The sequence below is a fragment of the Nocardia huaxiensis genome (assembly GCF_013744875.1).
GTDB classification, from domain to species: Bacteria; Actinomycetota; Actinomycetes; order Mycobacteriales; family Mycobacteriaceae; genus Nocardia; species Nocardia huaxiensis.
Window position 1 is genome coordinate 2,570,104 of sequence record NZ_CP059399.1, and the last position, 26,649, is coordinate 2,596,752.

Annotated in this window: 26 protein-coding genes; 14 read left to right on the forward strand and 12 right to left on the reverse strand. The window is 67.1% G+C overall.

Annotated elements, in window-relative coordinates:
- Positions 1–28: 28 nt before the first annotated feature.
- A complete protein-coding gene (locus H0264_RS11470; protein ID WP_181583946.1) occupies positions 29–901 on the reverse strand; it encodes an oxygenase MpaB family protein in 873 nt (290 codons plus the stop codon).
- Positions 902–1,049: 148 nt separating this feature from the next.
- On the opposite strand from H0264_RS11470, the gene H0264_RS11475 reads away from it, so the two are divergent.
- Positions 1,050–1,682, forward strand: a complete 633-nt coding sequence (locus tag H0264_RS11475; protein WP_181583947.1) for a TetR/AcrR family transcriptional regulator — start codon at positions 1,050–1,052, stop codon at positions 1,680–1,682.
- Positions 1,683–1,704: 22 nt separating this feature from the next.
- Here H0264_RS11475 and H0264_RS11480 read toward each other — a convergent pair whose 3' ends face one another.
- Complete coding sequence (locus H0264_RS11480) at positions 1,705–2,556, reverse strand: oxygenase MpaB family protein (protein WP_181583948.1); 852 nt, start codon at positions 2,554–2,556, stop codon at positions 1,705–1,707.
- Between the two features lie 153 nt (positions 2,557–2,709).
- Here H0264_RS11480 and H0264_RS11485 point away from each other — a divergent pair, with 153 nt between their 5' ends.
- Positions 2,710–4,146 carry an acyl-CoA synthetase gene (locus tag H0264_RS11485; protein WP_181583949.1) on the forward strand — a complete coding sequence of 479 codons (1,437 nt, stop codon included), beginning with the start codon at positions 2,710–2,712 and terminating at the stop codon, positions 4,144–4,146.
- A 15-nt stretch (positions 4,147–4,161) separates the two neighbouring features.
- On the opposite strand, the gene H0264_RS11490 is transcribed toward H0264_RS11485, so the two are convergent.
- The 4 genes from H0264_RS11490 to H0264_RS11505 all read right to left on the reverse strand — a co-directional run bounded on the left by H0264_RS11490 (position 4,162) and on the right by H0264_RS11505 (position 9,077).
- Positions 4,162–5,028, reverse strand: a complete 867-nt coding sequence (locus H0264_RS11490; protein ID WP_181583950.1) for a DUF4231 domain-containing protein — start codon at positions 5,026–5,028, stop codon at positions 4,162–4,164.
- A 94-nt stretch (positions 5,029–5,122) separates the two neighbouring features.
- On the reverse strand, positions 5,123–5,605 hold the full coding sequence (locus H0264_RS11495; protein WP_181583951.1) for a hypothetical protein: 483 nt from the start codon (positions 5,603–5,605) through the stop codon (positions 5,123–5,125).
- Positions 5,602–6,537 carry a dihydrodipicolinate synthase family protein gene (locus tag H0264_RS11500; protein ID WP_181583952.1) on the reverse strand — a complete coding sequence of 312 codons (936 nt, stop codon included), beginning with the start codon at positions 6,535–6,537 and terminating at the stop codon, positions 5,602–5,604. The genes H0264_RS11495 and H0264_RS11500 overlap by 4 nt, the downstream gene beginning before the upstream one ends.
- Positions 6,480–9,077 (reverse strand): TIR domain-containing protein, encoded by a 2,598-nt coding sequence (locus H0264_RS11505; RefSeq protein ID WP_181583953.1) that lies wholly within the window; start codon positions 9,075–9,077, stop codon positions 6,480–6,482. Before H0264_RS11505 ends, H0264_RS11500 begins: the two co-directional genes overlap by 58 nt.
- A 228-nt stretch (positions 9,078–9,305) precedes the next feature.
- On the opposite strand from H0264_RS11505, the gene H0264_RS11510 reads away from it, so the two are divergent.
- Positions 9,306–9,677 carry a PPOX class F420-dependent oxidoreductase gene (locus H0264_RS11510; RefSeq protein ID WP_181583954.1) on the forward strand — a complete coding sequence of 124 codons (372 nt, stop codon included), beginning with the start codon at positions 9,306–9,308 and terminating at the stop codon, positions 9,675–9,677.
- On the opposite strand, the gene dapD is transcribed toward H0264_RS11510, so the two are convergent.
- A complete protein-coding gene (gene dapD / locus H0264_RS11515) occupies positions 9,674–10,630 on the reverse strand; it encodes a 2,3,4,5-tetrahydropyridine-2,6-dicarboxylate N-succinyltransferase (protein WP_181583955.1) in 957 nt (318 codons plus the stop codon). The two genes, H0264_RS11510 and dapD, sit on opposite strands and share 4 nt — an antisense overlap.
- 152 nt (positions 10,631–10,782) lie before the next feature.
- On the opposite strand from dapD, the gene dapE reads away from it, so the two are divergent.
- The 6 genes from dapE to H0264_RS11545 all read left to right on the forward strand — a co-directional run bounded on the left by dapE (position 10,783) and on the right by H0264_RS11545 (position 17,174).
- Positions 10,783–11,886, forward strand: a complete 1,104-nt coding sequence (gene dapE, locus H0264_RS11520; protein WP_231083121.1) for a succinyl-diaminopimelate desuccinylase — start codon at positions 10,783–10,785, stop codon at positions 11,884–11,886.
- Positions 11,887–11,914: 28 nt separating this feature from the next.
- On the forward strand, positions 11,915–12,715 hold the full coding sequence (locus tag H0264_RS11525; protein ID WP_181583957.1) for an LOG family protein: 801 nt from the start codon (positions 11,915–11,917) through the stop codon (positions 12,713–12,715).
- Positions 12,709–13,260 carry an LOG family protein gene (locus H0264_RS11530; RefSeq protein ID WP_181583958.1) on the forward strand — a complete coding sequence of 184 codons (552 nt, stop codon included), beginning with the start codon at positions 12,709–12,711 and terminating at the stop codon, positions 13,258–13,260. Before H0264_RS11525 ends, H0264_RS11530 begins: the two co-directional genes overlap by 7 nt.
- Before the next feature lie 156 nt (positions 13,261–13,416).
- Positions 13,417–15,216 (forward strand): long-chain-acyl-CoA synthetase, encoded by a 1,800-nt coding sequence (locus H0264_RS11535; protein ID WP_181585459.1) that lies wholly within the window; start codon positions 13,417–13,419, stop codon positions 15,214–15,216.
- 165 nt (positions 15,217–15,381) lie between these two features.
- Positions 15,382–16,254: a dihydropteroate synthase gene (gene folP / locus H0264_RS11540; protein WP_181583959.1), complete on the forward strand. Its 873-nt coding sequence runs from the start codon at positions 15,382–15,384 to the stop codon at positions 16,252–16,254.
- Positions 16,251–17,174 carry a glucosyl-3-phosphoglycerate synthase gene (locus H0264_RS11545; protein ID WP_181583960.1) on the forward strand — a complete coding sequence of 308 codons (924 nt, stop codon included), beginning with the start codon at positions 16,251–16,253 and terminating at the stop codon, positions 17,172–17,174. Before folP ends, H0264_RS11545 begins: the two co-directional genes overlap by 4 nt.
- 173 nt (positions 17,175–17,347) lie before the next feature.
- Here H0264_RS11545 and H0264_RS11550 read toward each other — a convergent pair whose 3' ends face one another.
- The 5 genes from H0264_RS11550 to sigE form a co-directional block, all read right to left on the reverse strand.
- Positions 17,348–18,184: a hypothetical protein gene (locus tag H0264_RS11550; protein WP_181583961.1), complete on the reverse strand. Its 837-nt coding sequence runs from the start codon at positions 18,182–18,184 to the stop codon at positions 17,348–17,350.
- Between the two features lie 60 nt (positions 18,185–18,244).
- Positions 18,245–18,646, reverse strand: coding sequence for a Sec-independent protein translocase protein TatB (gene tatB / locus H0264_RS11555; RefSeq protein ID WP_181583962.1), 402 nt, complete (start codon positions 18,644–18,646; stop codon positions 18,245–18,247).
- A gap of 33 nt (positions 18,647–18,679) precedes the next feature.
- Positions 18,680–20,260 (reverse strand): S1C family serine protease, encoded by a 1,581-nt coding sequence (locus H0264_RS11560; RefSeq protein ID WP_420832054.1) that lies wholly within the window; start codon positions 20,258–20,260, stop codon positions 18,680–18,682.
- A 10-nt stretch (positions 20,261–20,270) separates the two neighbouring features.
- On the reverse strand, positions 20,271–20,675 hold the full coding sequence (locus H0264_RS11565; RefSeq protein ID WP_181583963.1) for a hypothetical protein: 405 nt from the start codon (positions 20,673–20,675) through the stop codon (positions 20,271–20,273).
- A gap of 71 nt (positions 20,676–20,746) precedes the next feature.
- Positions 20,747–21,415, reverse strand: a complete 669-nt coding sequence (sigE, locus tag H0264_RS11570; RefSeq protein WP_231083120.1) for an RNA polymerase sigma factor SigE — start codon at positions 21,413–21,415, stop codon at positions 20,747–20,749.
- A 234-nt stretch (positions 21,416–21,649) separates the two neighbouring features.
- Here sigE and H0264_RS11575 point away from each other — a divergent pair, with 234 nt between their 5' ends.
- From H0264_RS11575 to H0264_RS11595, 5 genes are all read left to right on the forward strand, one after another.
- A complete protein-coding gene (locus H0264_RS11575) occupies positions 21,650–22,297 on the forward strand; it encodes an O-methyltransferase (RefSeq protein ID WP_181583964.1) in 648 nt (215 codons plus the stop codon).
- Between the two features lie 109 nt (positions 22,298–22,406).
- Positions 22,407–23,213 carry a phosphodiesterase gene (locus H0264_RS11580; RefSeq protein WP_181583965.1) on the forward strand — a complete coding sequence of 269 codons (807 nt, stop codon included), beginning with the start codon at positions 22,407–22,409 and terminating at the stop codon, positions 23,211–23,213.
- Positions 23,214–23,382: 169 nt separating this feature from the next.
- A complete protein-coding gene (locus H0264_RS11585) occupies positions 23,383–24,012 on the forward strand; it encodes a TetR/AcrR family transcriptional regulator (protein WP_181583966.1) in 630 nt (209 codons plus the stop codon).
- 26 nt (positions 24,013–24,038) lie between these two features.
- Entirely contained in the window at positions 24,039–24,995 is a 957-nt protein-coding gene (locus tag H0264_RS11590) for an ABC transporter ATP-binding protein (protein ID WP_181583967.1), read from the forward strand.
- Complete coding sequence (locus tag H0264_RS11595) at positions 24,992–26,638, forward strand: ABC transporter permease (protein ID WP_181583968.1); 1,647 nt, start codon at positions 24,992–24,994, stop codon at positions 26,636–26,638. Before H0264_RS11590 ends, H0264_RS11595 begins: the two co-directional genes overlap by 4 nt.
- The last annotated feature ends 11 nt before the right edge of the window (positions 26,639–26,649 follow it).

Sequence of the window (26,649 nt, forward strand, 5' to 3'; positions counted from 1 at the left end):
CGTCGCGTCCGCCGGTCCGTGCAGGGGGTCAGACCAGCGGGCGGCCCAGGCGGCGGCGCGTGCGCATATCCGCGAGGTAGAAGTTGAACGGGAACAGCCGCAGCGGTTCCGGCAGCCGCGTCCACACGGCGGCCAGCGGGCGCATGAGCAGGGCGAAGCGGCGCTCGTCGCGGGCGGTCCAGGTCATGCCCATCTCGTCGCGAAGATGTTGCGGCAGTAGGGCGGTGACCACGAAGCGGTGGAACCGCCCGAACACCAACTGCACCGGGCGCGGCATCATGCGCAGATCGATGAGGCGGTTGAAGTAGGCCCGCACGCGCGGGTCGATGGTCTTGGTGGCCAGGTTGGTCTCGAAGTACTCGTAGAACTCCTCGCGGGTGGCCGGCCACATCTCCGGGCGCATCTGCAGGGTGGTGCCCAGGCGCGCGCTGTACTGGTAGAAGGCCTCGGCCACTTCGGGTTTCATGGGACCGCGCATGCGCAGGATCATGTCGTCGAAGCCGTAGTAGATGCAGGCGGCCACCCACAGTTGCAGGTTCGGGTCGAAGGCGTTGTACTTCACCGGGCTGTACTGCTTGGTGCGCACGCCGCGGTGCGCGCCGTTGACGGCCTCGGCGTAGGACTTGCGATCCTCCTCCGTGCCCATCATGGCGACGGCCAGGTAGGTGAGGGTGGTGCGCAGCCGCTTGACCGGGCGCACCATGATCGAGCCATTGCGATTGTCGCTCTCGACCACGCCGTAGGCCACGGGGGTCAGGGACAGCTGCATGACGACATTGGCCGCGCCGCCGAGGAAGGCGGAGACGCCGTCGATGTGTTCGCGAATGGTTTCGGGGGTGAACGGCTCGGCCGTGGGGGCCGGACGGTAATACTCATCAGACTTGCGCAGAGGGGCGGTCATCGTTGACACGACTCCTTGGTGTCCGCTCCTCGTCGGTGAGGAGAGTGTGAGAAAGTTCGCGCTTCACTTTCTCATCGCAAGATCACGCTGTCAATGTGCGATGATGAGTGCCTCATCGTATCGGCGACGCCAAGAAGGGGTTCGGACCATGGCCAACCTGGCCAAATTGCTGCCGCTCGTGCGCGGATCCGCCCCCGAGGACCGCAATCAGGCCAAGGTTCTGGACGCGGCCCTGATGGCGTTCCTCGACTTCGGCATCAAGCGCACCAGCATGGTCGAGGTGGCGCGACGCGGCGGGCTCTCGCTCGCGACGCTGTATCGGCGCTTCGCCGGGAAGAACGATCTCATTCAGGCCGTCGGGCTGCGGCAGGCCCGGCAGTTCATCGATCAGGCCGATGCCGCTCTGCGGCCCTACGCGGACCGCGACGCCAGCGCCGAGGATCAGATCGTCGCCCTGTTCGTCGCCTTCATCGAGGGTCTGCGCGGCGATCAGCTGCTGGAGCGGCTGCTCAAGACCGAGCCCGAGATCGTACTGCCGTACCTGACCGTGCAGGGCGCGCCCGTCATCGAACTCGGGCGCGACTACCTCGCCGAATTCATCAGCCGGCTCCAGGCGGAAGGCAAAGTGCCGCAATACGATCCGCTGCCGCTGGCGGAGATGATCGCGCGCGCGGCGCTGTCGCTGGCGCTCACGCCGCAGACCGTCATCCCGCTCGACGACGAGGCCGCACTGCGGCGATTCGCCCTCGACCATGTGGTGCCGGGCTTCCGGATCCACTGAGCCGCTGCGGTTTCCGCACGCATCACACCAGCCGTAATCCCAGTCGGCGGCGCAGGCGCATATCCCACAGGTAGGCGTTGACCGGGAAAGTCCGCACGGGCGTGGGCAACAGCGATTCGGCCGCACCGGCCGTGCGCAGAATGCGGGCCAGTGCGCGGTCCTGGCGCGGCGTCCACGTCATCCCCATCTCGTCCCGGATGTGTTGCGGGAGCAGGCCGATGACGAAGAACCGGTGCACGCGGCCGAAGCCCAGCTGGAACGGGCGCGGCAGCATCTTCAGGTCGATCAGATCCTCGAAGTACGCCTGCACGGTCGGATCGATGGTGGTCTTGGCGAGGTTCTCCTCCCAGTAGCGGTCGAAGTCCGCGCGCGTGGCCGGCCACATCTCCGGGCGCACCTGCAAGGTTGTGCCCAGGCGCGCGGAGTAGTGATAGAAGGCGTCGGCGTCCGCCTCGGGCATGGGTCCGTGCATGCGCTCGTGCAAATCCTTTGCGCCCCAATACAGGCAGGCCGCCACCCAGAGTTGCAGGCGCGGGTCGAAGGCGTTGTAGCGCACCGGGCTGCCCGGACGGGATCGCACGAACTTGTGCACGGAGTCGACGGCGGTGCGGTACGCCTCCCGATCCTCCTCGGTGCCCAGCATGGCGACGGCCAGATAGGTGACGGTGGTGCGCAGCCGCTTGATCGGATGCTTGAAGACCTGCCCGCTCTCCACCGGGCTCTCGACCACGCCGTAGCCGACCGGTGGTTGTGCGAGTTGCATGATCACATTCGCCGCCGCGCCGAACAGGGCGGCGCTCCCGTCGAGGTACTGCCGGATATCGATGGGCGGCAGCGCGGGTTCCCGGGGCGTGGCGTGCAGCGGGCTGGTCATCGTCGACCTCGTTCCCTGATGAGAAAGATGTATATAAACCTTCTTACCCACTCAGTTCGCCTGTCAACCGACCGGGCTGGTTCGCAGCCTATTCGTGTCCTGGTGATTCGACGCCGGAACGGCCGCGGCGCTGCGGGCCGGTAGCCTGGGCCGGTGTCGTACAGGTCGCCGCTACTGCTGAGCTCGCTGAACCCGTCCGCCGTGGCCGCCGGGGACGATATTCCGGACGCCGTCACCATCGACGGCGTCACGCTGTCCCGCAGTGACCTGCTGGGCGCGGCCACCTCCGTCGCCGAACGCATCGCCCGCGCCGACCGCCTCGCCGTCCTGGCCAAGCCGACCGTCACCACCGTGCTGGCCGTCGTCGGCTGCCTCATCGCCGGTGTGACCGTGGTGCCGGTACCGCCGGACGCGGGCAATGCCGAACTGGCCCACATCCTTTCGGACTCCGGAGCCCAGGCGTGGCTCGGGGAAGCCCCCGAAGGCAGCGACCTGCCCGTGATTCCGGTCCGCAAGCACGCCCGCTCCTGGCACGTGTACGCCGAACCCGCCCCGGAGGCAACGGCTTTCATCCTCTACACGTCCGGAACCACCGGTGCGCCCAAGGGCGTCATGCTCAGCCGCCGCGCCATTGCCGCGGGGCTGGACGCCCTCGCCGAAGCCTGGTCCTGGAAGCCGAACGACACACTGGTGCACGGACTTCCGCTGTTCCACGTGCACGGCCTCATCCTGGGCCTGCTCGGCCCCCTGCGCGTCGGCAGCCCGCTGATCCACACCGGCAAACCCACCCCGCAGGCGTATGCCGAGGCGCACGGCACCATGTACTTCGGCGTCCCGACAGTCTGGTCCCGCGTGACCGAAGACCCGGCCGCCGCAAAGGAATTGGCCAAGGCCCGCATCCTGATCTCCGGCAGTGCCCCCTTGCCGGTCCCGGTCTTCGAGCGCCTGCGCGACCTCACCGGCCACGCCCCCATCGAGCGCTACGGCATGAGCGAAACCATGATCACCCTGTCCACCCGCCCCGACGGCGAACGCCGCCCCGGCTGGGTCGGCACCCCCGTCCACGGCGTCGAAACCCGCCTCCGCGACGAGGCCGGCCACCCCGTCCCCCACGACGGCGAATCCGTTGGCGGCCTTCAGGTTCGCGGCCCCATGCTCTTCGACGGCTACCTGAACCGCCCCGACGCCAGCGCCGAAACCTGGACCGAAGACGGCTGGTTCAAAACCGGCGACGTCGCCGTCATCGACCCGGAGGGCTTCCACCGCATAGTCGGCCGGGAATCCGTCGACCTCATCAAATCCGGCGGCTACCGCATAGGCGCGGGCGAAATCGAAACCTCCCTGCTCGGCCACCCGTCGGTCGCCGAAGTCGCCGTCGTCGGCGCCCCCGACCCCGACCTCGGCCAGCGCATCATCGCCTTCGTCGTACTCCGCGACGGCGCAGCCGATTCCGTGGCACAAGCCCTCATCACCCATGTCGCAGACGAACTTTCGGCGCACAAGCGCCCCCGCGAGATCCGCATAGTCGATTCCCTGCCCCGCAACGCCATGGGCAAGGTCCAGAAGAAGCTGCTGCTCCGGGCCGACTGAGTATTGAGCGTCGGCTCATTCGTGGTGGGCGGCCCTCCACAGCGCGTGTTCGCGGTTGATTGCTTCCTCGGCCCTGGCTACGGCCGTAGCCCAGTCATTCTCGCTCGCATTGGTTAGGGCGTCGGTGATGATGGCAAGCTCGTTGGAAGTGGTCGCGTATGTGATGGCGGTCCGGATGTGCTGTCGGGCGGAAGACCAAGCGGCGAGCGCCGCGATGGCGGCGGCGACAATACCGGCGAGGTCGAAGTCTATCGTGTTGAAGGCTTTTCCGAGAGCGGCGGTGATACCGCCGATTTCGAGGAAGAGTCCAAGTGCGTAGAGGCGATTGCCGCGACGATGGTGACTGGCCGACCTGCTGGCGTACCACTCTTGTTGTTCGTGGATTCGATGCTCCAGGTAGATCCGGCGACGTTCGGGAAAGGTGCACCGGCGAAGATCGCGCATGCGGCCGGTGATACAGGATGCGGTGGTCGGTCGTACCGTGAGGTCGGGTACTGCGCGCTGCAGTGCGCGGATTCGATCGAGGAGGCGGGTGTCAGGGTCGGCACGGTTGCTGTCGAATGGGGTACCCCCGACCGAGTACTTCCAGGCGAGTGATTTGACCGATTCAGCGAGGGCGCGCCCTTCGTGCCAGGTGCGGCTGGGCCGGGTACTGAGCAAAGCGACATCGATGGCGAGAATGCTGACGAAACCCAATGCGGTGCCGAGAGCGGCGATGTCGGTGCGGGCACTTCCGATGCGGATTGTGAATGCCGCGCAGGTTGCGGCGAAGAGGGCCAGCCATAGTCGGAGTGCGTAGGCGCGGAGATAAATGCGTTGTGCTGCTGTGGCGGCGGCGTCGGCGGCCTGGAACAGGCCGGGGTAGTCCTCAGCGGCGAACACAGCTTCGACCGGCCTGGGCGACGAGCATGGCTCAACGGTAGCAGCGTTGGGGTGGGTCGTGTGGTCCGAATTATCTTGTGGAGCAAGGGTTTTTCTATATTCGGCTGCGTTGTGCTCCGAGTGGCCAGATGATTTCTACGGGAATCGCCAACGTTTTGGCGGCGTGAACGGTGTCGGCTGTGCTGCCGGGATCGCCGGTAGCGCCGTCCCACACAGCGAGTAGTCGATCGATCGCAGCGAGGACGGCCCCGTTCGCCGCTCGGTACGCAGTCGGAGAGGGTCTCGCATAAGGCATGACCCGCACACTGCTGGCCCGGTTCAGCAAACTGTCGAAAGTGGAGAGGCGGTCGGTTGGCAGCGCCTGATTGCGGTAGGAGCGGGCCGGCAGGATCACCTCGAGACGACCTCCGAGAGCAAGGACAGTGCCGGCGAAGATGGTGTCTGCGCCCGGTGCGAGACAACTGACCCCGGTCAGGCACGTGTCATAGGGACGCAGCCGCTCCTGGAGCGCCGTGTGGACCAGATCGATCGTCTCATCGGTGAGATGGATGTGACCGGTGATGCCTATGCGGGTCACGAATCGACCTCGTCGATGCGGGGCAGGATCTTGTTCCGCAGATAGCCGCGGATATCGTCGATTCGGGTGTCGCTCGCGGCGACAAGCGGGGGTCGGACGGTAACCGGGAATCCAGAGATTCGTTCGGAGAGAGCGGCTTTGGCAAAGGCTATGTCGGACAAACCGGAATCTTGGCGCAGTGTTCGGAATTGATCGAAGATCGACTGCCATCGTTCTGCGGTCTCGGTGTCTTCGTTACGCACGGCCGCGGCGATGCGCACGGGCACTTCGGGTATCGGGCTGCCGCCACCGGAGACAATTCCAGCTGCCCGGAGTTCACCGATACGTGCGGCTTCGCCATCGCTGCCGACGAAGACCGGTAGGCCCGTGTCGACGTAGGCGCGAGTGACGGCTCGATCGCTCCCCGAGTCCTTGATACCGACGAGCAGGGGATAGGCGGAGGCAAGTTCTCCGAACAGGTCGGGTGTGATCAGGGCTTGAGTATGCCGGGGGAAGTTGTAGAGCAGCATGGGTAGTTCGGTCCGGTCGAGCAGAGCGGAGAAGTAGGCGCGCAATCCGGGTGGGTCGGCATAAAAGTACGGGCTGATCGCGGCGACGGCATCGGCGTGCTCGTGGCTGTGTTCGAGCAGAGCTACAGCATCTCCGAGGGCGGTGGCGCCGACATGAGCTATGAGTTGACCAGGCCAGCGGACACGGGTGTGCTCGAGAAGTTGCCGTCGTTCGGCAAGAGTCAGGTTGGCGAACTCGCCGGTGGTGCCGTTCACCAGAATGGCCTGCACTCCGGCTTCGTGGAGGAAGTTCAGGTAGGCGTCGACCGCCGCGAAGTCGATGTGGCCACTGGAAGTGAACGGAGTGACCGTGGCGATGATCGGATTCAGGTCGACAGCTCCAGGCCACCGTGAAATACGCTGCCCTTGCGTTCCAGTGGCCATCGGCGGCACTCCTCCACATCGACTCGACGGTTGACCAACAGCGCGAACTCGTCGCGAATACGTGCGACCTGAGGGCTGTCCCATGCCAGTTGACGGCCCAGTGCCCGCCGCAATGTGGCGAGGATCCGGTTGGCGGGGCTTGCCATCGCGGTCAACGCTACCTCGGCTTGCTCATACGCGGCGTCGGCCGCCGCAAGATCACCAACGGCTTGATGGAGGTCACCGTGAGCAATAGCGGTGTTAGCCATGCCGAGACGGTCGTCGATCTGCCGGTACAACTGCTCAGCCAGCTCGATCCGCTCCCGTGCCCTCTCCTGATCGGCCTCGTACAGAAGGGTTTTGGCGATTCCGAGCTGGGCGTTGGCCTGGCCCTGCAGATCTCCGATGCGTGTGGAGATGACCAATGCGCGGTCGTAATCCAATCGCGCGCCGACGGGGTCGGCCAGGGCGAGTCTGGTCTGGCCAAGGCTGTTGGAGGTGTTGACCATTCCGACCATCCCATCGGGAATGGCCCGAAAGATGTCCTGTGCTTGGGTATAGCGGTACAGCGCGGTTTCGAAATCGCCTGTCATACAGGCGACATCTCCAAGGCACTCATAGGAGTCGGCGCGCCCGAGCAGATCGCCCGAGGCTTCGTGTAATCGCATGCCGAGTGTGTAGGTGGCCTGTGCGTCAGCGTATCGGCCGAGCAATCGCAGAATATCGCCGAGTCGGAGCCGACAGACCGCTTCGCGGTCCTGGCGGCCGAGTGTTGTCCAGATGTTCAGAGCGGCAGTGTATTCCGATGCCGCGTCGTGCAATCGAGCACCGGCGCGAAGGATATTGCCGAGTTCTTCGCGCAGGTTTCCGGCGGTTTCACTGTCGGTTGGAACCTGAGATATTGCTTTGTTCAGGAAGTCGACGCCCTCTTGGATCCGGCCGGTGGCGCGGAACGCCATGCCGGCCGCAACCGCCAGCTCGACCGCGTCCGTCGCGGTGTCAGAAAGGTCGAGTCCCGAATCGATCAAAGCTCCTACGTTGCCCAAGGTTTCCCGATGCTGGACCCAGAACGGCATCGAGTCGAGCCGGTACGCGGATCCGGCCAGTGTTCGCAGTAGCCGCAGATGCATGGTGATCGCCGAACCGAGTAATGGTGTCATCGTCTCGGCATCGGTGTGGGCAAGAATGAATTCCCGAATGGGGACGAGCAGCCGCAGACGAGTTCCTGTCTGCTCCACCAGCGATTTGCGCACCAGCGCCGCCGTCGACGCCAATACCGGTGTGCCGATGATCTCTTCAACCGTTTCGGCGGTTGCTCCGGCGGGCAGTATGGCCAGTACGCGAAGAATTCGGCGTGCCTGCTCACTCATTGCGCCGACCGACACCGCGACCGAGACATGCACGCTCGAGCTGCGGTCGGGTTGGTCGAAACCTGGCAGTGCCGAAAGCATTTCGCGCGATTGGTGCCATGCCCGTAGAAATGCAGCCGGTGACACCTCGGCCAGCCAGGCAGCGGAAATGACCAGCGCCAGTGGTAGCCCGTCCGCGAGTTTCCTGATGCGCGTGATTTCTTCCTGATCCGCCGCAGCGACGGTGACCGCATTGCCGGCCAGCAGCTTGCTCAGCAATCGGTCGGCGTCTTCGGTAGGCAGGGCTCCAACCCGAATCAGCACCTCCATGCCGGGCAGCCCGAGGCGTTCTCGCGACGTCGCCAGAACACGCACGCCTCTGCATTTGGTGACCAGATCCCGCACCAGGAGCCGAAACTCATTGGCATCCACCGCTAGTGCGGTCTCCGCGTTATCCAGCAGCAGCGTCTTGCCGGTGTCATCGAGTGCAGCGAGAGTGTCAGGCCACTCCCATGCCGGATCCAATCCGGTTGCGGTGGTGATCACGGCCGACAGTGAGCTCGTAACCGTTACGGTCGATAGGTCGACGTACACCACCGACTCCGAGCCCAGATCAGCAGCGACCCTCCGGGCCAGCTCGGACTTACCCGCGCCGGGAGGGCCGACCAGGGTCACTACTGGTACCCGTGCCAACTCTGTTGCAGCCAGCGCCCGTTCGGTGTCGCGTCCGGTGAAAACGGCCACGGGCACGGGGACTCGGACCGGCCGCCGGCGGGCCTTGATCGTCTCCACCGTGGGCAGTGCCGCCGGTACCGCCCGTCGCAGCGCGATCAGGGCCGTCACCGCATCGACCAGTTTGCTGATATGCGCCTCCACCGGTGGTGGCAGAGCATGCAGCCAATGCTGACTCGCCAGGAAGTATTCCAACGACTTGGACGGTGAGATATCAGCGATCCGGAACGGCACCAGGCTGACATCTCGGGCTATTGCCCGTTCGACCTCTCGTGGCACATGCCGTGATCTGTTCGCATGGTCGGAGATCACGATCACCATCACCGACGCGGCCTCGATCGCCTCGATGATCGACTCGGCGTAGTCCGTGCCCGCCACGATATTTCGAGGTGCTATCCAGCAGGACACTCCTGATGCTTCCAACTCCCGCACCACGGCCGCCGCGAGCATCGCATCACCAGACGCATGACTGACGAACACATCGCAACCCACTGGCATCAGCTCCCGTCAATCGATGCCCAGCGACCTGCTATCAGGGTAACGTGAGAGATACGACCACGTGGTGGCGTGAATCAGACTGCCCCGCAAGAACTTCGGATTGATTTCGATCGATCGCGGAGGGTGCTCGCGCGACCGCGTCAGATCGAGCGCCACGCGACCCGCCGCGGGGTTGACCTCGAGTGCACTCGAGGTTCTACCGTCACGGGCATGATCGCAACGCTGTCGCCCGCACAGATCGAGTACCTGAACGGTCAGATGCTGGGGCGGATCGCCACTGTCCGGCCGAATGGGCAGCCGCAGAACAATCCCGTCGGGTTCCGGTACAACACCGCGCTGGGGACCATCGATATCGGTGGGTATCGGATGGGGGCCACGCAGAAGTTCCGGAATCTGGCGAAGGAGGAGCGGGTGTCCTTCGTGGTCGACGATGTGGTGTCGACGAATCCGTTCAATGTGCGGTGCCTCGAAATTCGGGGCACCGCACAGGCTTTGCGGGATGTGGACCCGTATCAGGAGGGGATGAGCCGCGAGCTCATCCGGATCACTCCCGAACGGGTCATCGCCTACGGGATCGACTAGTCGTTGGCGTGCAGGGCGGCATTGAGTTCGATGCCGGTGCCCTTGCGGGGCACCACCTCGACCGCGCCGGACTGCGAATTGCGGCGGAACAGCAGGTTGGACTTGCCGCTCAGGTCGGCGGCCTTGATGACCGCGCCGTCCGGCAGGGCGACCTTGGTGCCGGCGGTGACGTACAGGCCCGCCTCGACCACGCAGTCGTCGCCGAGGGAGATGCCGATGCCGGCGTTCGCGCCCAGCAGGCAGCGCTCGCCGAGGGAGATGACCTGCTTGCCGCCGCCGGACAGGGTGCCCATGATCGACGCGCCGCCGCCGATGTCGGAGCCGTCGCCGACCACCACACCGGCCGAGATGCGGCCCTCGACCATAGAGTTGCCGAGGGTGCCGGCATTGAAGTTCACGAAGCCCTCGTGCATGACCGTGGTGCCCGACGCCAGATGCGCACCCAGACGGACACGGTCGGCGTCGGCGATGCGCACACCCGAGGGCACGACGTAGTCCACCAGACGCGGGAACTTGTCCACGCCGTACACGGTGACCTGGCCGCGGGCACGCAGCTTCAGCCGGGTCAGCTCGAACTCCTCCAGCGAGCACGGGCCGAAATTGGTCCACACCACATTGGCCAGCAGACCGAAGATGCCGTCCAGGTTCGCGCCGTGCGGCTGGATCAGCCGATGCGAGATGAGGTGCAGGCGCAGGTAGGCGTCATGCGTATCGACCGGCGGCGCGGACAGATCCGCGATGCTGGTGCGCACCACCACGGTTTCCACGCGGCGGGCCTCGTCCACGCCGACCCCGTCCGCGAACTTCGCGTACTCGATGTCGGAGGCGTCCAGGCGCTTGCTGCCAGTGTCGGTGACCTCGCCGAGCTCGGGATACGGGTACCAGGTGTCGAGAACCGTCCCATTGGCGGTGATGGTGGCCAGACCGACTGCTACTGCTCCCTGAGTACTCACGGCATCGAGGTTAATGGACCCGGCTCGGCGACTCTCAGGGGCTTCACCCCTTCCCGCAGGAAGTAATGAACTCCATTGCGAACAGTGTCTGTTTGTGCCATCGCAGCGCGCATGCAGGGAACGGAGCCAGTTCCTCAACTAGGCTGGATCGAGTGACCATCGATCTGAGCGCCGACCCCATCACGCTTGCCGCCGCCCTCGTGGATATCCCGAGCGTGTCCAAGGATGAGGCGCTCATCGCCGATGTGGTCGAGAAGGCATTGCGCGAGCAAACCACTGGGTTCGAGATCCTGCGGCACGGGAACACCGTGCTGGCGCGCACCAACCGGGGGCTGCCGACGCGGGTGATCCTCGCCGGGCACCTCGATACCGTCCCGATCGCCGACAATGTGCCGAGCACCTTCAAGACCGGCGCGGACGGGGAGCGGCAGCTGTGGGGCTGCGGCACCGTCGACATGAAATCCGGGGACGCGGTCTTTCTGCACCTGGCCGCGACCATCGCCGAGCCGGTGCACGATCTGACGCTCATCTTCTACGACTGCGAGGAGATCGCGGCCGAGTTCAATGGGCTCGGGCGGATCGAACGCGAACTTCCCGAATGGCTCGAAGGTGATCTCGCCGTGCTGGGCGAACCCTCCGGCGGCTGGGTCGAGGCGGGCTGCCAAGGCACGCTGCGGGTGCGGCTCACCACCTCCGGCGTGCGCGCGCATACCGCGCGAGCCTGGCTGGGCGACAATGCCATTCACCGGCTCGCGCCCATTCTGGAGCGGCTGGCCGCCTACCGGGCGCGTGAGGTCGACATCGACGGCTGCGTCTACCGCGAGGGACTGTCCGCGGTGCGCGTGTCCGGCGGCGTCGCGGGCAATGTGGTGCCCGATATCGCCGAGGTGGACGTGAACTTCCGCTTCGCCCCCGACCGCACCCTCGACGAGGCCACCGAGCATGTGTGCGAGGTCTTCTCGGGTCTCGAACTCGACTTCGAACGCACCGACGGCGCGCCCGGCGCGCTGCCCGGACTCTCCGCCCCGGCCGCCAAGGACCTCATCGAGATCGTGCACGCGCACGGCAGCGGCGGCGTCCGCGCCAAGTACGGCTGGACCGATGTCTCGCGCTTCGCGGCGCGCGGCATCCCCGCGGTGAACTTCGGCCCCGGCGACCCGAATCTCGCGCACAAGCGCGACGAGCACCTGCCGGTCGACCAGATCACCCAGGTGACCTCCATGCTGCGCAGCTACCTCACCGGCGACAAGAACTGAGCCGTGCGGTTCACATACAGTTGGCTGCATGTCTGCTGAGGCCGAGTCCCCGCGTTCGCCCAAGACCCCCCGATTCCGCGGTCCGATAATGCTGCGCCGGGACCGGAAGAAGAACATCGGCACCACCGACCAGCATTTGCTCGATGAACGCGACAAAGCCGACTGGGTGCACACCGACCCCTGGCGGGTGCTGCGCATCCAAGCCGAATTCGTCGAGGGCTTCGGCGCTTTGGCGGAGGTGCCGCGCGCGGTCGCCGTATTCGGTTCCGCGCGAACGCCACAGGAGCATCCGGAATACCAGGCGGGCCTGGCCATCGGCGGAGCGCTGGCGCGCGCCGGATTCGCGGTCATCACCGGCGGCGGGCCCGGGGCCATGGAGGCCGCCAATCGCGGCGCCTCCGAGGCGGGCGGCTATTCCATCGGCCTCGGCATCGAGCTGCCGTTCGAGCAGCACCTCAACGAGTGGGTCGATCTCGGCATCAACTTCCGGTACTTCTTCGCACGCAAGACCATGTTCGTGAAGTACTCCGAGGCGTTCGTCTGCCTGCCCGGTGGTTTCGGCACCCTGGACGAGCTGTTCGAGGCGCTCACCCTGGTGCAGACGCGCAAGATCACCCGCTTCCCGATCATCCTGTTCGGCACCAAGTACTGGGCGGGACTCGTTGACTGGCTGCGGGATTCGCTGCTGCGCTCGGCCAAGATCGCACCCGGCGACCTGGGACTGCTGCACGTCACCGACAGTGTCGACGAGGTCGTGCAGATCGTGCTGGCCGCCGCGCAGGCCCGCGAGCAGCTGTCCGAATCCAAGATGACGGAGGACGAGTGGTGAGTGATTCGTACTCGGTGTGCGTGTACTGCTCGGCCAGTGTCACCGACCCCGCCGTGCTGGAGCTGGCGCGCCGCGTCGGCGCCGAGATCGGCCGTCGCGGTTGGCAACTGGTGTCCGGCGGCGGCAATGTGTCCATGATGGGCGCGGTGGCGCACGCGGCCCGGGCGGCCGGCGCGCACACCGTGGGCGTGATCCCGAAACACCTGGTGCACAAGGAAATCGCGGATGTGGACGCCGACGAGCTGATCGTCACCGACACCATGCGCGAGCGCAAGCAGCTCATGGAGGACCGCGCCGACGCCTTCCTCACCCTGCCCGGCGGCATCGGCACCCTCGAGGAACTGTTCGAGACCTGGACCGGCGCGTACCTGGGCGTGCACGACAAGCCGGTGGTGATCCTGGACCAGGACGACCACTATCGCGGCCTGCTCGAGTGGATCGAGGAGCTGCGGGAGCGCGGCTTCGTCGGCGCCGCGGCCTTGGGCCGGGTGATCGTGACGAGCGACTTCGACCGGGCCTTCGCGGCGCTGTCACCCCTGCGCTGACCGAGAATCCTTGATATTTCCCGCCATCCACCGAGGCGTCCTGCCTTTTTCAACCGAAACTAACTGGTTTCACTCGACAACTTCTGGTGTATCCGCAAAGGTGGAGCCGGGCGCGACGAAGTGACTCGGATGGTTTCGGCACCCCGCACGCGCCGCATGAGCACGACCGGTGAGGAGCCCCCCGAAGTGAACAACGACGCCCGCTCGACCGTGAGCCTGGTGGATCTGGTCCGCAGTCTGCCCGCCATGGCGGCACAGGCTCCCGGCATGGCGCGAAATGTCGTGCACATGCTGGTGAAATCGGGGGACCGCGCCTCCATCGGACTGTTCTTCCAGCGCGCCGCCGGACGGCACCCGGATCGGCCGTTCCTGCGCTTCGAGGGCCGCGAATACAGTTGGGGCGAAGCCAATTCCGAGGTCAACCGGTACGCCAAGGTGCTGGCCGCGCGCGGGGTGAAGCGCGGGGACGTGGTCGGCATCCTCATGACCAACCGGCCCGAGGCGCTGCTCACCGTGCTGGCCGTGGTGAAGCTCGGCGCGACCGCCGGACTGCTCAACCACAATCAGCGAGATGTGGTGCTACAGCACAGTTTCGGGCTGCTGAACTCGGTGGTGGACGTGATCGGCGAGGAATGCGCCGACGCCCTCGGGACGCTGAGCGAGGCCCGGCCCAACCTGCTGTGGGGGCGAGAGCTCGAGGCTGCCGCGCGCACCGCCGATCCGTCCGATCCCGCTGTGACCGAACAGATCACGGCCAAGGAACGCGCCTACCTGATCTTCACCTCCGGCACCACCGGCATGCCCAAGGCCAGCGTCATGACGCATCTGCGGTGGACCAAATCCATGGCCGGCATCGGCGGGCTCGGAGTTCGGTTGCAGCACAATGACACCCTGTACTGCTGCCTGCCGCTCTACCACAACAATGCGCTCACCGTGGCGCTGTCCTCGGTCATCTCCGGCGGAGCCACCTTCGCGCTCGGCCGCAAGTTCTCCGCCTCCCGCTTCTGGGACGAGGCGATCGCCAGTGAGGCAACGGCTTTCGTCTACATCGGCGAACTGTGCCGCTACCTGATCAACCAGCCGCCCCGGCGCACCGACCGGCTGCACAAGATCCGCCTCGCGGTCGGCAACGGCCTGCGGCCCGAACTCTGGGACGAGTTCCGGAACCGCTTCGGCATCAAGCGCATCGTCGAGTTCTACGGCGCGAGTGAGGGAAACGTCGCCTTCATCAACGCCTTCAGCCTCGATCGCACGGCCGGATTCACCCCGCTGCCCTTCGCCATCGTCGAATACGACGACGCCACCGGCAAGGCCAAGCGCGCCCCCGACGGCCGGCTGCGCCGCGTCCCGTCCGGCGGCGTCGGCCTGCTGCTCGCCAAGGTCACCACCCGCTCACCCTTCGACGGCTACACCGACAAGTCGGCCACCGAATCCAAACTCGTGCGCGACGGCTTCAAGAAGGGCGACTGCTGGTTCGACACCGGCGACCTGGTGCGCGATCAGCGCTGGGGCCACATCGCCTTCGTCGACCGCCTCGGCGACACCTTCCGCTGGAAGGGCGAGAACGTGGCCACCACCGAGGTCGAGGGCGCCTTCGACGGCATCGAGGCCATCACCCAGGCCGTCGTCTACGGCGTCGACATCCCCGGCACCGACGGCAAGGCCGGCATGGCCGCGGTCACCCTGGACCAGGACGCTGAATTCGACGGCAAGCTCGCCGCCAAGACCCTCTACGACCGCCTCCCCACCTACGCGGTCCCGCTGTTCATCCGCGTGGTCGGCGAACTCGAACAGACCTCCACCTTCAAGAGTCGCAAGGTCGAACTCCGCAAGCAGGGCTACGCCCCCGACGCCGACAGCCGCCTCTACGTACTGGCCGGCCGCACCGAGGGCTACATCCCGGCATTCGAGAGCTACGCCGAGGACGTCGCCGCGGGCAAAGCCCCCGGTAACTGACTACCTTTCGTCATCCCGGCGTGCGTTTGGCCGGGATCCACACAGTCGGGTGTGGATCCCGGCCAAAAACACGCCGGGATGACGGGGGCTGTGCGCTGAGGACGGGCGGCCGATTCCGGTCGGCTGCCCAGCAGGGGCGGCACACGGGTCGGTACATTGGAGCCCATGTGTGCGCCGTTGCCGACATTGTGCGGGAAGCCGGTGGCGACGGATCGGGCGCTGGTGATGGCGATCGTGAACCGGACGCCGGATTCCTTCTATGACAAGGGCGCGACCTTCACCGACGAGGCGGCCATGGCCGCGGTTGACCGCGCGGTTACCGAGGGCGCGGATCTGGTCGATATCGGCGGGGTGAAGGCCGGGCCGGGGGCCGAGGTCGACGCCGCCGAGGAGGCGCGACGGGTGGTGCCGTTCGTGGCGGCCATTCGTGAGGCGTATCCGGAACTGCTGATCAGCATCGACACCTGGCGGGCCGACGTGGCGCGGGCGGCCGTGCGTGCGGGCGCGGATCTGATCAACGACACCTGGGCCGGGGCCGATCCCGAATTGGTCGGGGTCGCGGCCGAGCTGGGCGTCGGGATCGTGTGCAGTCACACCGGGGGAGCGGTGCCGCGCACCCGCCCGCACCGGGTGCGGTACGCGGATGTGGTGGCCGAGGTCACCGACACCGTGGTCGCCGCCGCCGAGAACGCCATCGCGGCCGGGGTGGCAAAAGATTCGGTCCTGATCGATCCGACGCACGATTTTGGCAAGAACACCTACCACGGGCTCGAATTGTTGCGGGCAATAGACGTTCTTGTGAAAAGCGGCTTCCCGGTCTTGATGGCGCTGAGCAATAAGGATTTCATCGGAGAGACCCTTGGTGTCGGCCTGTCCGAGCGATTGGAGGGGACCCTCGCGGCGACCGCCTGGTCGGCTGCGGCGGGCGCCCGCGTTTTCCGAGTGCACGAAGTCGCCCAGACACGCCGGGTGGTGGACATGATCGCCGCCATCCAGGGTCTGCGCCCGCCCGCCCGCACCCTGCGAGGTCTCGTATGACGCGAAATTGGGGAACCACCCACACTTGGGACCGTCCGGAGTGGACGGTTCAGGAACTCGTCGCCGCCAAGGGCGACCGCACCGTCTCCGTCGTCCTGCCCGCCCTCAACGAAGAGGCGACCGTGGCCACCGTGGTGGCCAGCATCCGGCCCCTGCTCGGCACGCTGGTGGATGAACTCGTCGTCCTGGACTCCGGGTCCACCGACGCCACCGCCGAACGCGCACACGCGGCCGGAGCGCGCGTCGTGACGCGCGAACAGGCCGTGCCCGAACTCGAACCCGTCCCGGGCAAGGGGGAGGTGCTGTGGCGGTCCCTGGCCGTCACCTCCGGCGACCTCATCGCCTTCGTGGACTCCGATCTGATCGACCCGGATCCGCTGTTCGTGCCCAAACTCCTCGGCCCACTGCTGACCGTGGACGGCATGCACCTGGTGAAGGCGTACTACCGCCGGCCCCTGCGCCAAGGCGCGAACATCGACGACCACGGCGGCGGTCGCGTCACCGAACTGGTGGCCCGTCCACTGCTGGCCGCCCTGCGCCCCGACCTCTCGAAGGTGTTGCAGCCCTTGGGCGGTGAATACGCCGGCACCCGCGAACTGCTGACCTCGGTCCCGTTCGCCCCGGGCTACGGCGTCGAAATCGGCCTGCTCCTGGACACTTACGACCTGCTGGGTCTGTCCGCCATCGGCCAGGTGAATCTCGGTGTGCGCCAGCACCGCAACCGCCCGCTGTCCGATCTGGGCGTCATGAGCCGCCAGATCCTCGGCACCGTCCTGGGCCGCAGCGGCATTGCCGACTCCGGCGCGGCCCTGACCCAATTCCCGCTGATCGGCGGCGAATTCACCCCGCACAGTACGGAGGTGTCGCTCGCGGACCGCCCGCCCATGAACACCCTTCGCCCCGAATGGGCTGCTGCCTGACAACTCTCGTAGCTCTCAGGGGTTTCACCCCTGAAACCCCATGGGCAGTGGAGTGAGACTCTCGTGCCTGAGTGGTGCGTGCGACACCTCGCCCCCGAGCAGCCGGGATGGTGGGAGTTCCTCCCGACCAAGGGGTTTCAGGGGCGAAGCCCCTGAGAGTTTCCGAGGGGTGGTCATCGGTCGTGGCGGTAGATCGGCGTCAGCAGGTCGGCTTCGATGGGTTCGCCCGTGGAGCGGTCGTAGCGGACGCCGACCACCGCGGAGAAGGGGTGGGTGGCCGCCCGCTCGTGCAGGGTGGCCAAACGGGTTGCCAGCAGCCGGATCGCGCCCAGCGAGGCCGGGGGGTGCAGGCCGTCTATGACAAGGACGGTTCCCTTGCCGTCCGGACGGGGCAGCCGGGCCAGGTAGGCGATGTCGTAGGGCTCGGTGCCGCCAGGGCGGTAGACACGGCGGGCGGCGCGATCCTCGATGCCCCTGCGGACTCGCCCGGCGCGCGCCACCGTGCGGCGCAGGCGCGGGTCGGCGGCGACCAGATAGCGCAGGCTGGGGGACAATTCGGGCCCGCCGAGGACGATCAGGCCGTCCCGGTCCAGGTCGAGCGGGCGGCCCGGCAGGAAGCGCTGGACAGAGGCGCTGAAACCCAACTCGCGCAACAGTTCCACCAGGCGGTGCGGGGCCGCGGCGTCCGGGGCGCCGATCAGGGCCAGCGCCCGGGTGGTGCTGCGCACATCGGGGGTGAGGATGGTCAGCGGGCCGTGCCCGAAGAAGAGACCTTCCGGTACTGGCCCCTGCGTACTGACCTGATGGATGCGGGCGCGGGAAAGTCCCGCGGCCGCACCGATTCTCGCGAACGTCCACCCTTCGGCATGCAGTTCGCGGATGACAGCGCGGCGGATGCGCGTCAGCTCATTGATCTGCTGCTGCGCCGCGGCCACGCCTTCCGTGGCGGCTTTCAGGCGTTCGACCTTGTCCTCGATCGCGAATACCCGTGCCACCTCGTCGGCCGACATGTGCGCAGTCTAGATAGCTGAACAGCCGCATGTGTCTAGTCCGGTTGACGAAAGAACGTTCTAGGTGGCGTCCGGATCCAGCGGCGGACGCTCGTTGCGCTCCAGCGGTTTCTGCTCCTTGGACATGCTGAAACTGCCGTAATTGCTGTTCGGAGAGCTGACCGGCTTGTCGAAGTTCCCCGTCAGGAACGAATCATCGCCATCGAAAAGGTGCTTGGTCACCATCGATTTCGGATTCATACTGCGCAGTTCGTTCAGCTGCTCGAGGGGCTTGCGGATCTCGTCGAACTCCGGCCCCAGGTCCTGCTTCAGCTGCGCGGTCGCACCCGTGGCGTAGTCACGCACCTGCCGCAGCGTCTGCCCGGTCCACTTGATGGCGCCGGGCAGCCGCTCGGGCCCGAGGATCACGAGGGCGGCGACGAGGAGGATCAGCATCTCGCCCCAGCTGATATTGCTGAACACGAGACCAGGCTACCGGGACGACATTCGCACAGCTCAGTCGGATTCGAGCGTGACCGGCAGCTCCACCTCGCGGCCATCGCGAATCAACTTCACCGTCACCGTCTGGCCGATTTCGTAGGACTGCACGGCCACCGTGAGCTCCTCCGGACCCTCCACCGGACGGTCACCGAAGCGAATGATGATGTCGCCCTCGACAATGCCCGCCTTGGCGGCCGGACCGCCCTCGGACACATCGGCTACGGCGGCACCGCTCATGGCCTCGTTGGCGACCGCGGCGGTCTTGGCGCTCACACCCAGTCGCGGATGATGCACCTGCCCGTCGCGGATCAGGCCCTGCGAGATCTTCTTCACCTTGTCGATCGGGATCGCGAAGCCCAGGCCCACCGAACCGCCGCTCTCGGACTTGATGGCGGTATTGATGCCGATCAGCCGGCCCTGCATATCCACCAGCGCGCCACCGGAGTTGCCGTGGTTGATGGCGGCATCGGTCTGCACGGCGTCGAGGGTGGCATCGGTGTCACTGCCCTCACCGCCCAGCTTCACCGGCCGATTGAGCGCCGACACGATGCCGGAGGTGACCGTCTTGCGCAGGCTCAGCGGCGAACCGATGGCCAGCACCTCGTCCCCGACCTTCACATCGCTGGAATTGCCGAGCTGGATGACCGACAGGTTCTTCACATCGACCTTGAGCACCGCCAGGTCCGACTTCGGGTCGCGGCCGACAATGCTGGCCGGCACCCGCGTGTCGTCAGAGAACAGCACCTGCACCTTGGCCTTGCCGGTCTTGTCGTTGGCGGCCATGGAGATCACGTGATTGTTGGTGACGATGTAGCCGGCTCCGTCGATCACCACGCCGGAACCCGAGGCCCCGGTATCGCCGATGAAGACGTGAATGGTGACCACCGCGGGCATGACCGCATTGACCACCTTGCCGATCTGCGTCGCCGGATTCCCGTCCCCGTCGATCGACTGCAACTCCACCTTGCGGGAGGTCAGCGCCGACGTGGATTCGGCGGTGACCCGCCCGATCACGCCACCGGCCAGCCCGAGCACCAGCGCCACGGCGGCCAGGATGCCCAGCGCCTTGGCCGAGACCCGGCCGCCGAACAGCACTTCGCGCGCGCCCAGCTTGTGTCCCGGGGCCAGCGGCTCCGGCAGCGGTGTCGCCATCGCGGGCGCGCCCAGCCGCGCGGCCGAATTCGGATCCCGCCACGGATCGGCGGGGCCCGCAGGCTTGGCCTGCTCGCCCTGCGCGTCCGGATCCCGCTGCAGCAGTTCGTCGGAACCCTCGGGCCGGCCGAACGCCTCGGCCAGCACGGCATCGGGCGGCCGGTTCACGACCTCGGCGCCCGGTTGCGGGCCCTTCGCAGGGGTGTTGCCCTCCGGACGCGCGGCGAAGGAGCCGGACTGCCCGTTCGGGCGGCGGAAGGCGCGGGCGGTATGGGTGTCGACATGCGGCCGATAGACCGGCCGCGGCCCCAGTACGGGTGCGTCCGACGGCCTCAGGTTCCCCCGATCGGCCGCCGAATCGGAAGTCTCCGCAGTCGAACGCGGGTGATTGTCCGCGGGCCCCTCACCCGACACCGGGCCCGTGTTCTTCGATTCGGTGGTCACGCGATGAACTCTACTTGCGCCACCACGAGGTCCACCGTCTGCTGTCGAACGAATCTTGGCGCATTCCGAACGAACTCATCCCGCGCAGCAGGTCGTTCTCGGGTCGCTGATTCGCCGCGGCGGACGGCGACGGATTGTTCTGTGCGCCGGGCAGTTCCGAGAGCGGAATCCGGCTGAGCGTGTCGTGCAGCCGCAGCGGCGCGGTGATGTGCTCGGACTGGCGCAGCGCGATGCGCGCCTGCTCCTGCGCGTGCACCTCGGCGGCGCATTCGCGGCACTGGGAAAGATGCTGGGCGGCGCGCAGATACGCGTTCATGCGCAGCTCGCCGTCCACATAGGCGGCGATGGCCTCACTGGCCAGATGCTCGGTCGGGGCGAATCGCGGGGGACGATGCGTTCTGTCCTCGCCACTCATACGGTGCACACCCTTCCGGACGACCTCGGCTGCATCGGGACGACGGGTGTGCGGGCGCACGGCCCGCACGCTCACCCGACCTTTTCGGCGGCGGCGACGCGCCGCTCCACACCATTATGCTCGAGGTGCTCGCGCAGTGCCTGACGTCCTCGGTGGATGCGGCTGCGCACGGTGCCCAGTTTGACGCCGAGCGTCGCGCCGATCTCCTCGTACGACAGACCTTCGATGTCACAGAGCACCACGGCGGCGCGGAACTCCGGAGCCAGCGAGTCCAGCGCGGTCTGCAGATCCGGGTCCAGATTCGCGTTGTGGTACGCCTGCTCGGGGCTCGGGCCGTCCGCGGGAACGCGGTCGTAGTCCTCGGGCAGCGCCTCCATGCGAATGCGATTGCGGCGGCGGACCATATCGAGGAAGAGGTTCGTGGTGATGCGGTGCAACCAGCCCTCGAAGGTGCCCGGCTGATAGTTCGACAGCGAGCGGAACACCCGGATGAAGGTTTCCTGGGTCAGATCCTCGGCGTCCTGCTGATCGCCGGTGAGACGGTAGGCCAGCCGGTACACGCGGTCGGCGTGCTCGCGGACCAGCTCGTCCCAGGACGGCATCATGGTGCGGTCACCGGTCGCGTCGAAGGCGGCCGTGCCGCTGAGGGCATCGTCATCGGAGTCGTCGACCAGCGAGGTGTCGCTGTCCAGGGCGAATTCCGGATTCAGGGTGGCGGGTTCACGCGCCGCGTCGACCATGTGGATGGGGTGACCTCCTACTCGGGACCGTGGCCTCGGTGTCGTATACAACCGACCTGGTGGGTCAGGTGTTCCCGATACCGGGACCGCCGGTCGATGGCCTGGCGTAGGCAATACTTTCGTCGGTCCTGATGTGGTCGCCGTATGGGGAGGCTGAGGGACACCTGAGAAAAATCGCCACACCGGCCGGTCACCGCCGGGCCATACCGGCCTGTCGCCATTAGCCTCATAGCCGTGAGCCAGACTCCCGCGGCATCGAACCTGCAGCGCAACCTCGCCTACGTGGAGGAATCCGTCGCCGAGGACGAGATTCTCGTCGCCGCGCGCGAACGGGCCCTCGAACTCGGGGCCGCGCCGATACCACCGTCGGTAGGCGCACTTCTCAGTATGTACGCGCAATTGCTGAGTGCGCGAGCCGTGGTCGAGGTGGGGACCGGGGCCGGGATCAGCGGGCTGTGGCTGCTGGACGGCATGCGCGAGGACGGCACGCTCACCACCATCGACTCAGAACCCGAACATCAGCGGGCGGCGCGGGAGGCGTTCCGGTCCGCGGACATCGCGCCGGCACGCACCCGGCTGATCAACGGCCGGGCGCTGGATGTGTTGCCGCGCTTGGCCGATGGGGCCTACGACCTGGTGTTCATCGACGCCGCGCCGCTGGAGCACCCGCAGTACGTGGCGCAGGCCGTGCGGCTGCTGCGCGAGGGCGGGGCGATCCTGCTGCACAACGCATTACTGGGCGGGCGGGTGCCGGACCCGGCGCAACGCGACCCGCAGACGCAGGCGGTGCGCGCGGCCACGCGGGCCATCGCCGAGGACCCGGATCTGACCAGCGTGCTGATTCCGGTGGGCGACGGGCTGCTCTGCGCCTCGCGCGGCTGATCGCGAAAGGTATTCCTTTGGCGCACCGTAGTTTTCGTGCGCGGTGGTTCGGGGGTCGTGCTGTGGGTATAGCGAGGCGAAATGCCGAGCGATTGAGAAGGACCGACCCATGGGAGTCACCGACCGCATTGTGAACGCCGCCTTCGCCGCCACGGCGCGGGTGCGGCGCAACCGGGTGTTCCATCCGGCCGGACTGCCGCTGACCGGGGTGCTGCACGCGGTGGACGGCGAATACAAACAGCTCATCGGAAGCACGGATCGTCCTGTGCTGGCCCGCATTTCGAAGGGCGCCGGGCTGCCGGGACCGCTGCCCGACGTGCTCGGGCTGGCGATCCGGGTGCTCGACCGGCACGAGCGGCCATGGGATCTGGCCCTGGCCACCACCGGCACCGGACGCTGGGGGCGGCTGGTGATCGCGCCCGGCGGCGGCTGGGGGCGGGCCCGGTACGGCAGCCTCATGCCCTATCGATTCGAGGGCGGGCCGGCGGAGTGGATCGTGGCCGAACCCGATGCCGCGCAACCGGATTCGACCTCCCTCGACGATCTGTCGCGGTATCTGACCAAGCAGCGACGGCTGGGCTTCGTGCTGAAGGCCGTGCCGTGGAACGGTCCCGCCCGTGTGCTGGCCGAGATCAGCGTGGCCGAACCGGAGATCGGCGAGCACGCCGCGCCCGGCTTCTTCGATCCGGTGCGCAATATGCCGCCCGAGGTGGAGTTGCTGCCCAAGCCCGTTGCGGCGCTGCGGGAATGGGCCTATGCGGGGAGCCGGCGCGGACGGCGGGAATCGGAGGCCGTGGCGACCGAGGGGGTGGCGGGCTTCCAGGGGATGGAGCAGCCGGATTCGGGGCAGCCGCACCCCGATGCTGTCCGGCCGGTGAACCCTGATCCCGAGCGGCCGGACCCTGGACCGCGCTGACTTCTGCTAAGGGGAACTCTGCAGGGAGGCGCAATTCCCTGTGCGGACTATCCGCGCAGGGAATTTGTTTTGCCTGGTCGCAGCGCCGGAGTGGGTCTTCACAACTTCGCAGGAGGGTTGGCGCAGAGGCTCTTGCGATCTCGTTGAACGACTGTTTAAGCTATTGAACATGCGTTCAACCTCCGACGATCTGACGACCCGGGCGAGGATTCGCGATGCGGCCATCGCCGTATTCGGGGATCAAGGGTTCGGGGTGGGAGTCCGCGCCATCGCCGCCGCGGCCGGGGTCTCGCCCGGGCTCGTCATCCACCACTTCGGTTCCAAGGACGGCCTGCGCCAAGCCTGCGACGACCATGTGCGCGAAGGCATCCGGACCGCCAAGGTGCAATACGTGCAGAACCCGTCACCCAACGGGCTGCTGCACGCGCTGGCCGAGATCGAGGACTTCGCGCCGCACATGGCCTATCTCATGCGCAGCTTCCAGTCCGGCGGGCCGCTCATGCTCAGCTTCTACGAGCACATGATCGAGGACATCGAACAGTATCTGGCGGTCGGCATCGCGGCCGGCTCGCTGCGCGCACCGCGCGACCTGAAGGCCACGGCGCGTTACCTCGCGACCACCAACGGCGGTGGGATGATGCTGTTCCTGCAGCTGTACGCGGCGCGGCACGAGGGCCCCATGGACTTCCGGAAAGCCCTGCGCGAGTACGCCGACCAGATGATGCTGCCCGCCCTGGAGCTCTACACCCACGGCATGCTCACCGATTCCACAGCTCTCGACACCCTCACCCAACAGTAGAAATCGTTTTCCTCCAAGGAGATTCGATGAATGCCCTGAACCATCCCGCGATCGAAGTCCGGGATCTGCACAAACACTTCGGGCGGGTGCACGCCCTCGACGGTCTCGACCTCGAGGTCGCCGAGGGTGAGGTGCACGGCTTCCTCGGCCCCAATGGCGCGGGGAAGTCCACCACCATTCGCGTTCTGCTCGGCATCCTCGCGCGCACTTCCGGCGACGCCCGGGTGCTGGGCCGCGATCCGTGGACCGACGCGGTCGATCTGCACCGCGAAATCGCCTATGTGCCAGGAGATGTCACGCTCTGGCCATCGCTGTCCGGCGGTGAGGTGATCGACCTGCTCGGGCGCATGCGCGGCGGCCTGAACAACGAACGGCGGGCCGAACTCATCGACCGGTTCGAACTCGATCCGAAGAAGAAGGCGCGCACCTACTCCAAGGGCAATCGGCAGAAGGTGGCGCTGGTGTCGGCGTTCTCGTCGAACGCGCGGCTGCTGCTGCTCGACGAGCCGACCTCCGGACTGGATCCGCTCATGGAACAGGTGTTCAACGAATGCGTGGCCGAGGCGTCGGCGCGCGGGTGCACCGTGCTGCTGTCCAGCCACATCCTGTCGGAGGTGGAGCGACTGTGCCGGCGCGTCACCATCATTCGCTCCGGGCGCACCGTGGAATCCGGCACGCTCGCCCAGATGCGGCACCTGAGCCGCACCTCCATCACCGCCGAAATGACCGGGGACCCAGGCGATCTCAGCCGGATTCCGGGAGTCGCCGATATCACCGTCGAGGACCACACGCTGCACTGCCAGGTGGACGCCGAACACCTCGGCGAGCTCATCCGCGTACTCGGCGACGCCGGGGTGCGCAGCCTGGTCAGCCAGCCGCCCACGCTGGAAGAGCTGTTCCTGCGCCACTATTCGATCAATGGCGACGGTGAGCCGGCAGCCTCCGGCGCGCCGGGCAAGCATCGGGAGAAGGTCGCGAAATGACCGCCATCACCGCACCGCGCGCCCTCGAATCACCCTTCCGTACCGAGGATTTCACCGGCACCGGGCAGATGCTGCGGCTGTACCTGCGGCGCGACCGCATTGTGCTGCCGTTGTGGATCCTGGTGCTGTCCCTGCCGCTGGGCAGCGTGTACATCGACGCCACCGCCGACGTGTACCCGACGGCCGCCGACCGCGCCGGGATGGTGGCCTCCATCCTGGCCAGCCCGGCCCAGCTCGCCTACTACGGGCCGGTCTACAACGACAGCGTCGGCGCGACCGGGATCTGGAAGGCGGGGATGTTCTACACGCTCATCGCCGTCGCCACCATCCTCACCGTCATCCGGCACACCCGCGCCGATGAGGAAAGCGGCCGTGAGGAATTGGTCGCCTCCACCCGGATCGGGCGCTACGCCGGGCTGACGGCCGCGCTGCTGCTCACCTACGGGGCCGCTCTGCTCACCGGGCTCATCGCCTTCGCGGGCATTGCCGGAACCGGTGTGCCGAGCGCGGGCGGGCTCGCCTTCGGGCTGGCGCTGGCCGGATCGGGCATCGTCTTCGGCTCGGTCGCGGCCGTCGCGGCGCAGCTGTCCGCGGGTGCGCGGACGGCACGCGGCATCGCTTTCGCGGTCCTCGGGGCCACCTTCACCCTGCGCGCGATCGGCGACGCGCAGGCCGGGGACGGGCCGACCAACCCGCTCACCTGGATGGCGCCGCAGGGCTGGTCGTTGCAGGTGCGGCCGTTCGCGGGGGATCACTTCGCGGTCTTGCTGCTGCACCTGCTCACCGCGACCATGCTGACCGCACTCGCGTACTGGCTGCTGCGGCACCGGGATATGGGCGCGGGCCTGATCGCCGAGCGGGCCGGTGCGGCTGCCGCCGGACCCGCGCTGAGCGGTCCGTTCGGACTGGCGTGGCGGTTGCAGCGCGGCGCCCTGCTGGCCTGGATCGCGGCGCTCGGCCTGTACGGGCTGCTCATCGGCAGTGTCACCCACGGCATCGGCGATCAGCTCGGCAGTAATGAGACCGTGCGTGAACTGATCACCCGCATGGGCGGGTCGGCGTCGCTGGAGAATTCGATGATCAGCTACGCCTTCACCATGGTCGGCATGGCCGCGGCCGCGTACGCCATCTCGGCGGCGCTGCGGCTGCACGCCGAGGAGGACAGCCAGCGCACCGAGGCCGTGCTCACCGGTGCGGTGGGCCGAATCCGCTGGGCGGCATCACATCTGGTGTTCGCACTGGGCGGTCCGGCACTGGCGCTGACCATCTCCGGGCTGCTGGGCGGACTGGTCTACGGGCGCGCCACCGGCGATATCGGCGGCAAGCTGCCCGACGTGCTGGGCGCGGCGCTGGTGCAGGTGCCGGCCGTATGGGTCTTCGCCGGAATCACCGTCCTGCTGTTCGGTCTGCTGCCGCGCTGGACCCCGGTGGCCTGGGGCGTCCTCGCCACGGCCGTCGCCGTCTCCCTGCTCGGAGCGATATCCGGTATGCCGCAATGGTTCCGCGATCTCAACCCGTTCGAGCACGCGCCCAAGATTCCGGGCGCGGAATTCACCGCCACACCCCTGGTGATCCTGCTCATGGTGGACGTCGCATTGATTGCCGTGGGGCTCATGGCTTTCCGGCGGCGCGACCTGCGCTGATTCGCCACACC

Excerpts from the sequence above, each read along its gene's own strand:
- H0264_RS11565 (WP_181583963.1), bottom strand. The coding sequence starts at position 20,675 with ATGAGTGGCGAGGACAGAACGCATCGTCCCCCGCGATTCGCCCCGACC.
- H0264_RS11500 (WP_181583952.1), bottom strand. The coding sequence starts at position 6,537 with ATGGCCACTGGAACGCAAGGGCAGCGTATTTCACGGTGGCCTGGAGCT.
- folP (WP_181583959.1), top strand. The coding sequence starts at position 15,382 with ATGTGTGCGCCGTTGCCGACATTGTGCGGGAAGCCGGTGGCGACGGAT.
- H0264_RS11510 (WP_181583954.1), top strand. The coding sequence starts at position 9,306 with ATGATCGCAACGCTGTCGCCCGCACAGATCGAGTACCTGAACGGTCAG.
- H0264_RS11585 (WP_181583966.1), top strand. The coding sequence starts at position 23,383 with ATGCGTTCAACCTCCGACGATCTGACGACCCGGGCGAGGATTCGCGAT.
- H0264_RS11550 (WP_181583961.1), bottom strand. The coding sequence starts at position 18,184 with ATGTCGGCCGACGAGGTGGCACGGGTATTCGCGATCGAGGACAAGGTC.
- H0264_RS11525 (WP_181583957.1), top strand. The coding sequence starts at position 11,915 with ATGTCTGCTGAGGCCGAGTCCCCGCGTTCGCCCAAGACCCCCCGATTC.
- H0264_RS11475 (WP_181583947.1), top strand. The coding sequence starts at position 1,050 with ATGGCCAACCTGGCCAAATTGCTGCCGCTCGTGCGCGGATCCGCCCCC.
- H0264_RS11580 (WP_181583965.1), top strand. The coding sequence starts at position 22,407 with ATGGGAGTCACCGACCGCATTGTGAACGCCGCCTTCGCCGCCACGGCG.
- H0264_RS11590 (WP_181583967.1), top strand. The coding sequence starts at position 24,039 with ATGAATGCCCTGAACCATCCCGCGATCGAAGTCCGGGATCTGCACAAA.
- H0264_RS11545 (WP_181583960.1), top strand. The coding sequence starts at position 16,251 with ATGACGCGAAATTGGGGAACCACCCACACTTGGGACCGTCCGGAGTGG.
- sigE (WP_231083120.1), bottom strand. The coding sequence starts at position 21,415 with ATGGTCGACGCGGCGCGTGAACCCGCCACCCTGAATCCGGAATTCGCC.
- H0264_RS11535 (WP_181585459.1), top strand. The coding sequence starts at position 13,417 with ATGAGCACGACCGGTGAGGAGCCCCCCGAAGTGAACAACGACGCCCGC.
- H0264_RS11595 (WP_181583968.1), top strand. The coding sequence starts at position 24,992 with ATGACCGCCATCACCGCACCGCGCGCCCTCGAATCACCCTTCCGTACC.
- H0264_RS11480 (WP_181583948.1), bottom strand. The coding sequence starts at position 2,556 with ATGACCAGCCCGCTGCACGCCACGCCCCGGGAACCCGCGCTGCCGCCC.
- H0264_RS11470 (WP_181583946.1), bottom strand. The coding sequence starts at position 901 with ATGACCGCCCCTCTGCGCAAGTCTGATGAGTATTACCGTCCGGCCCCC.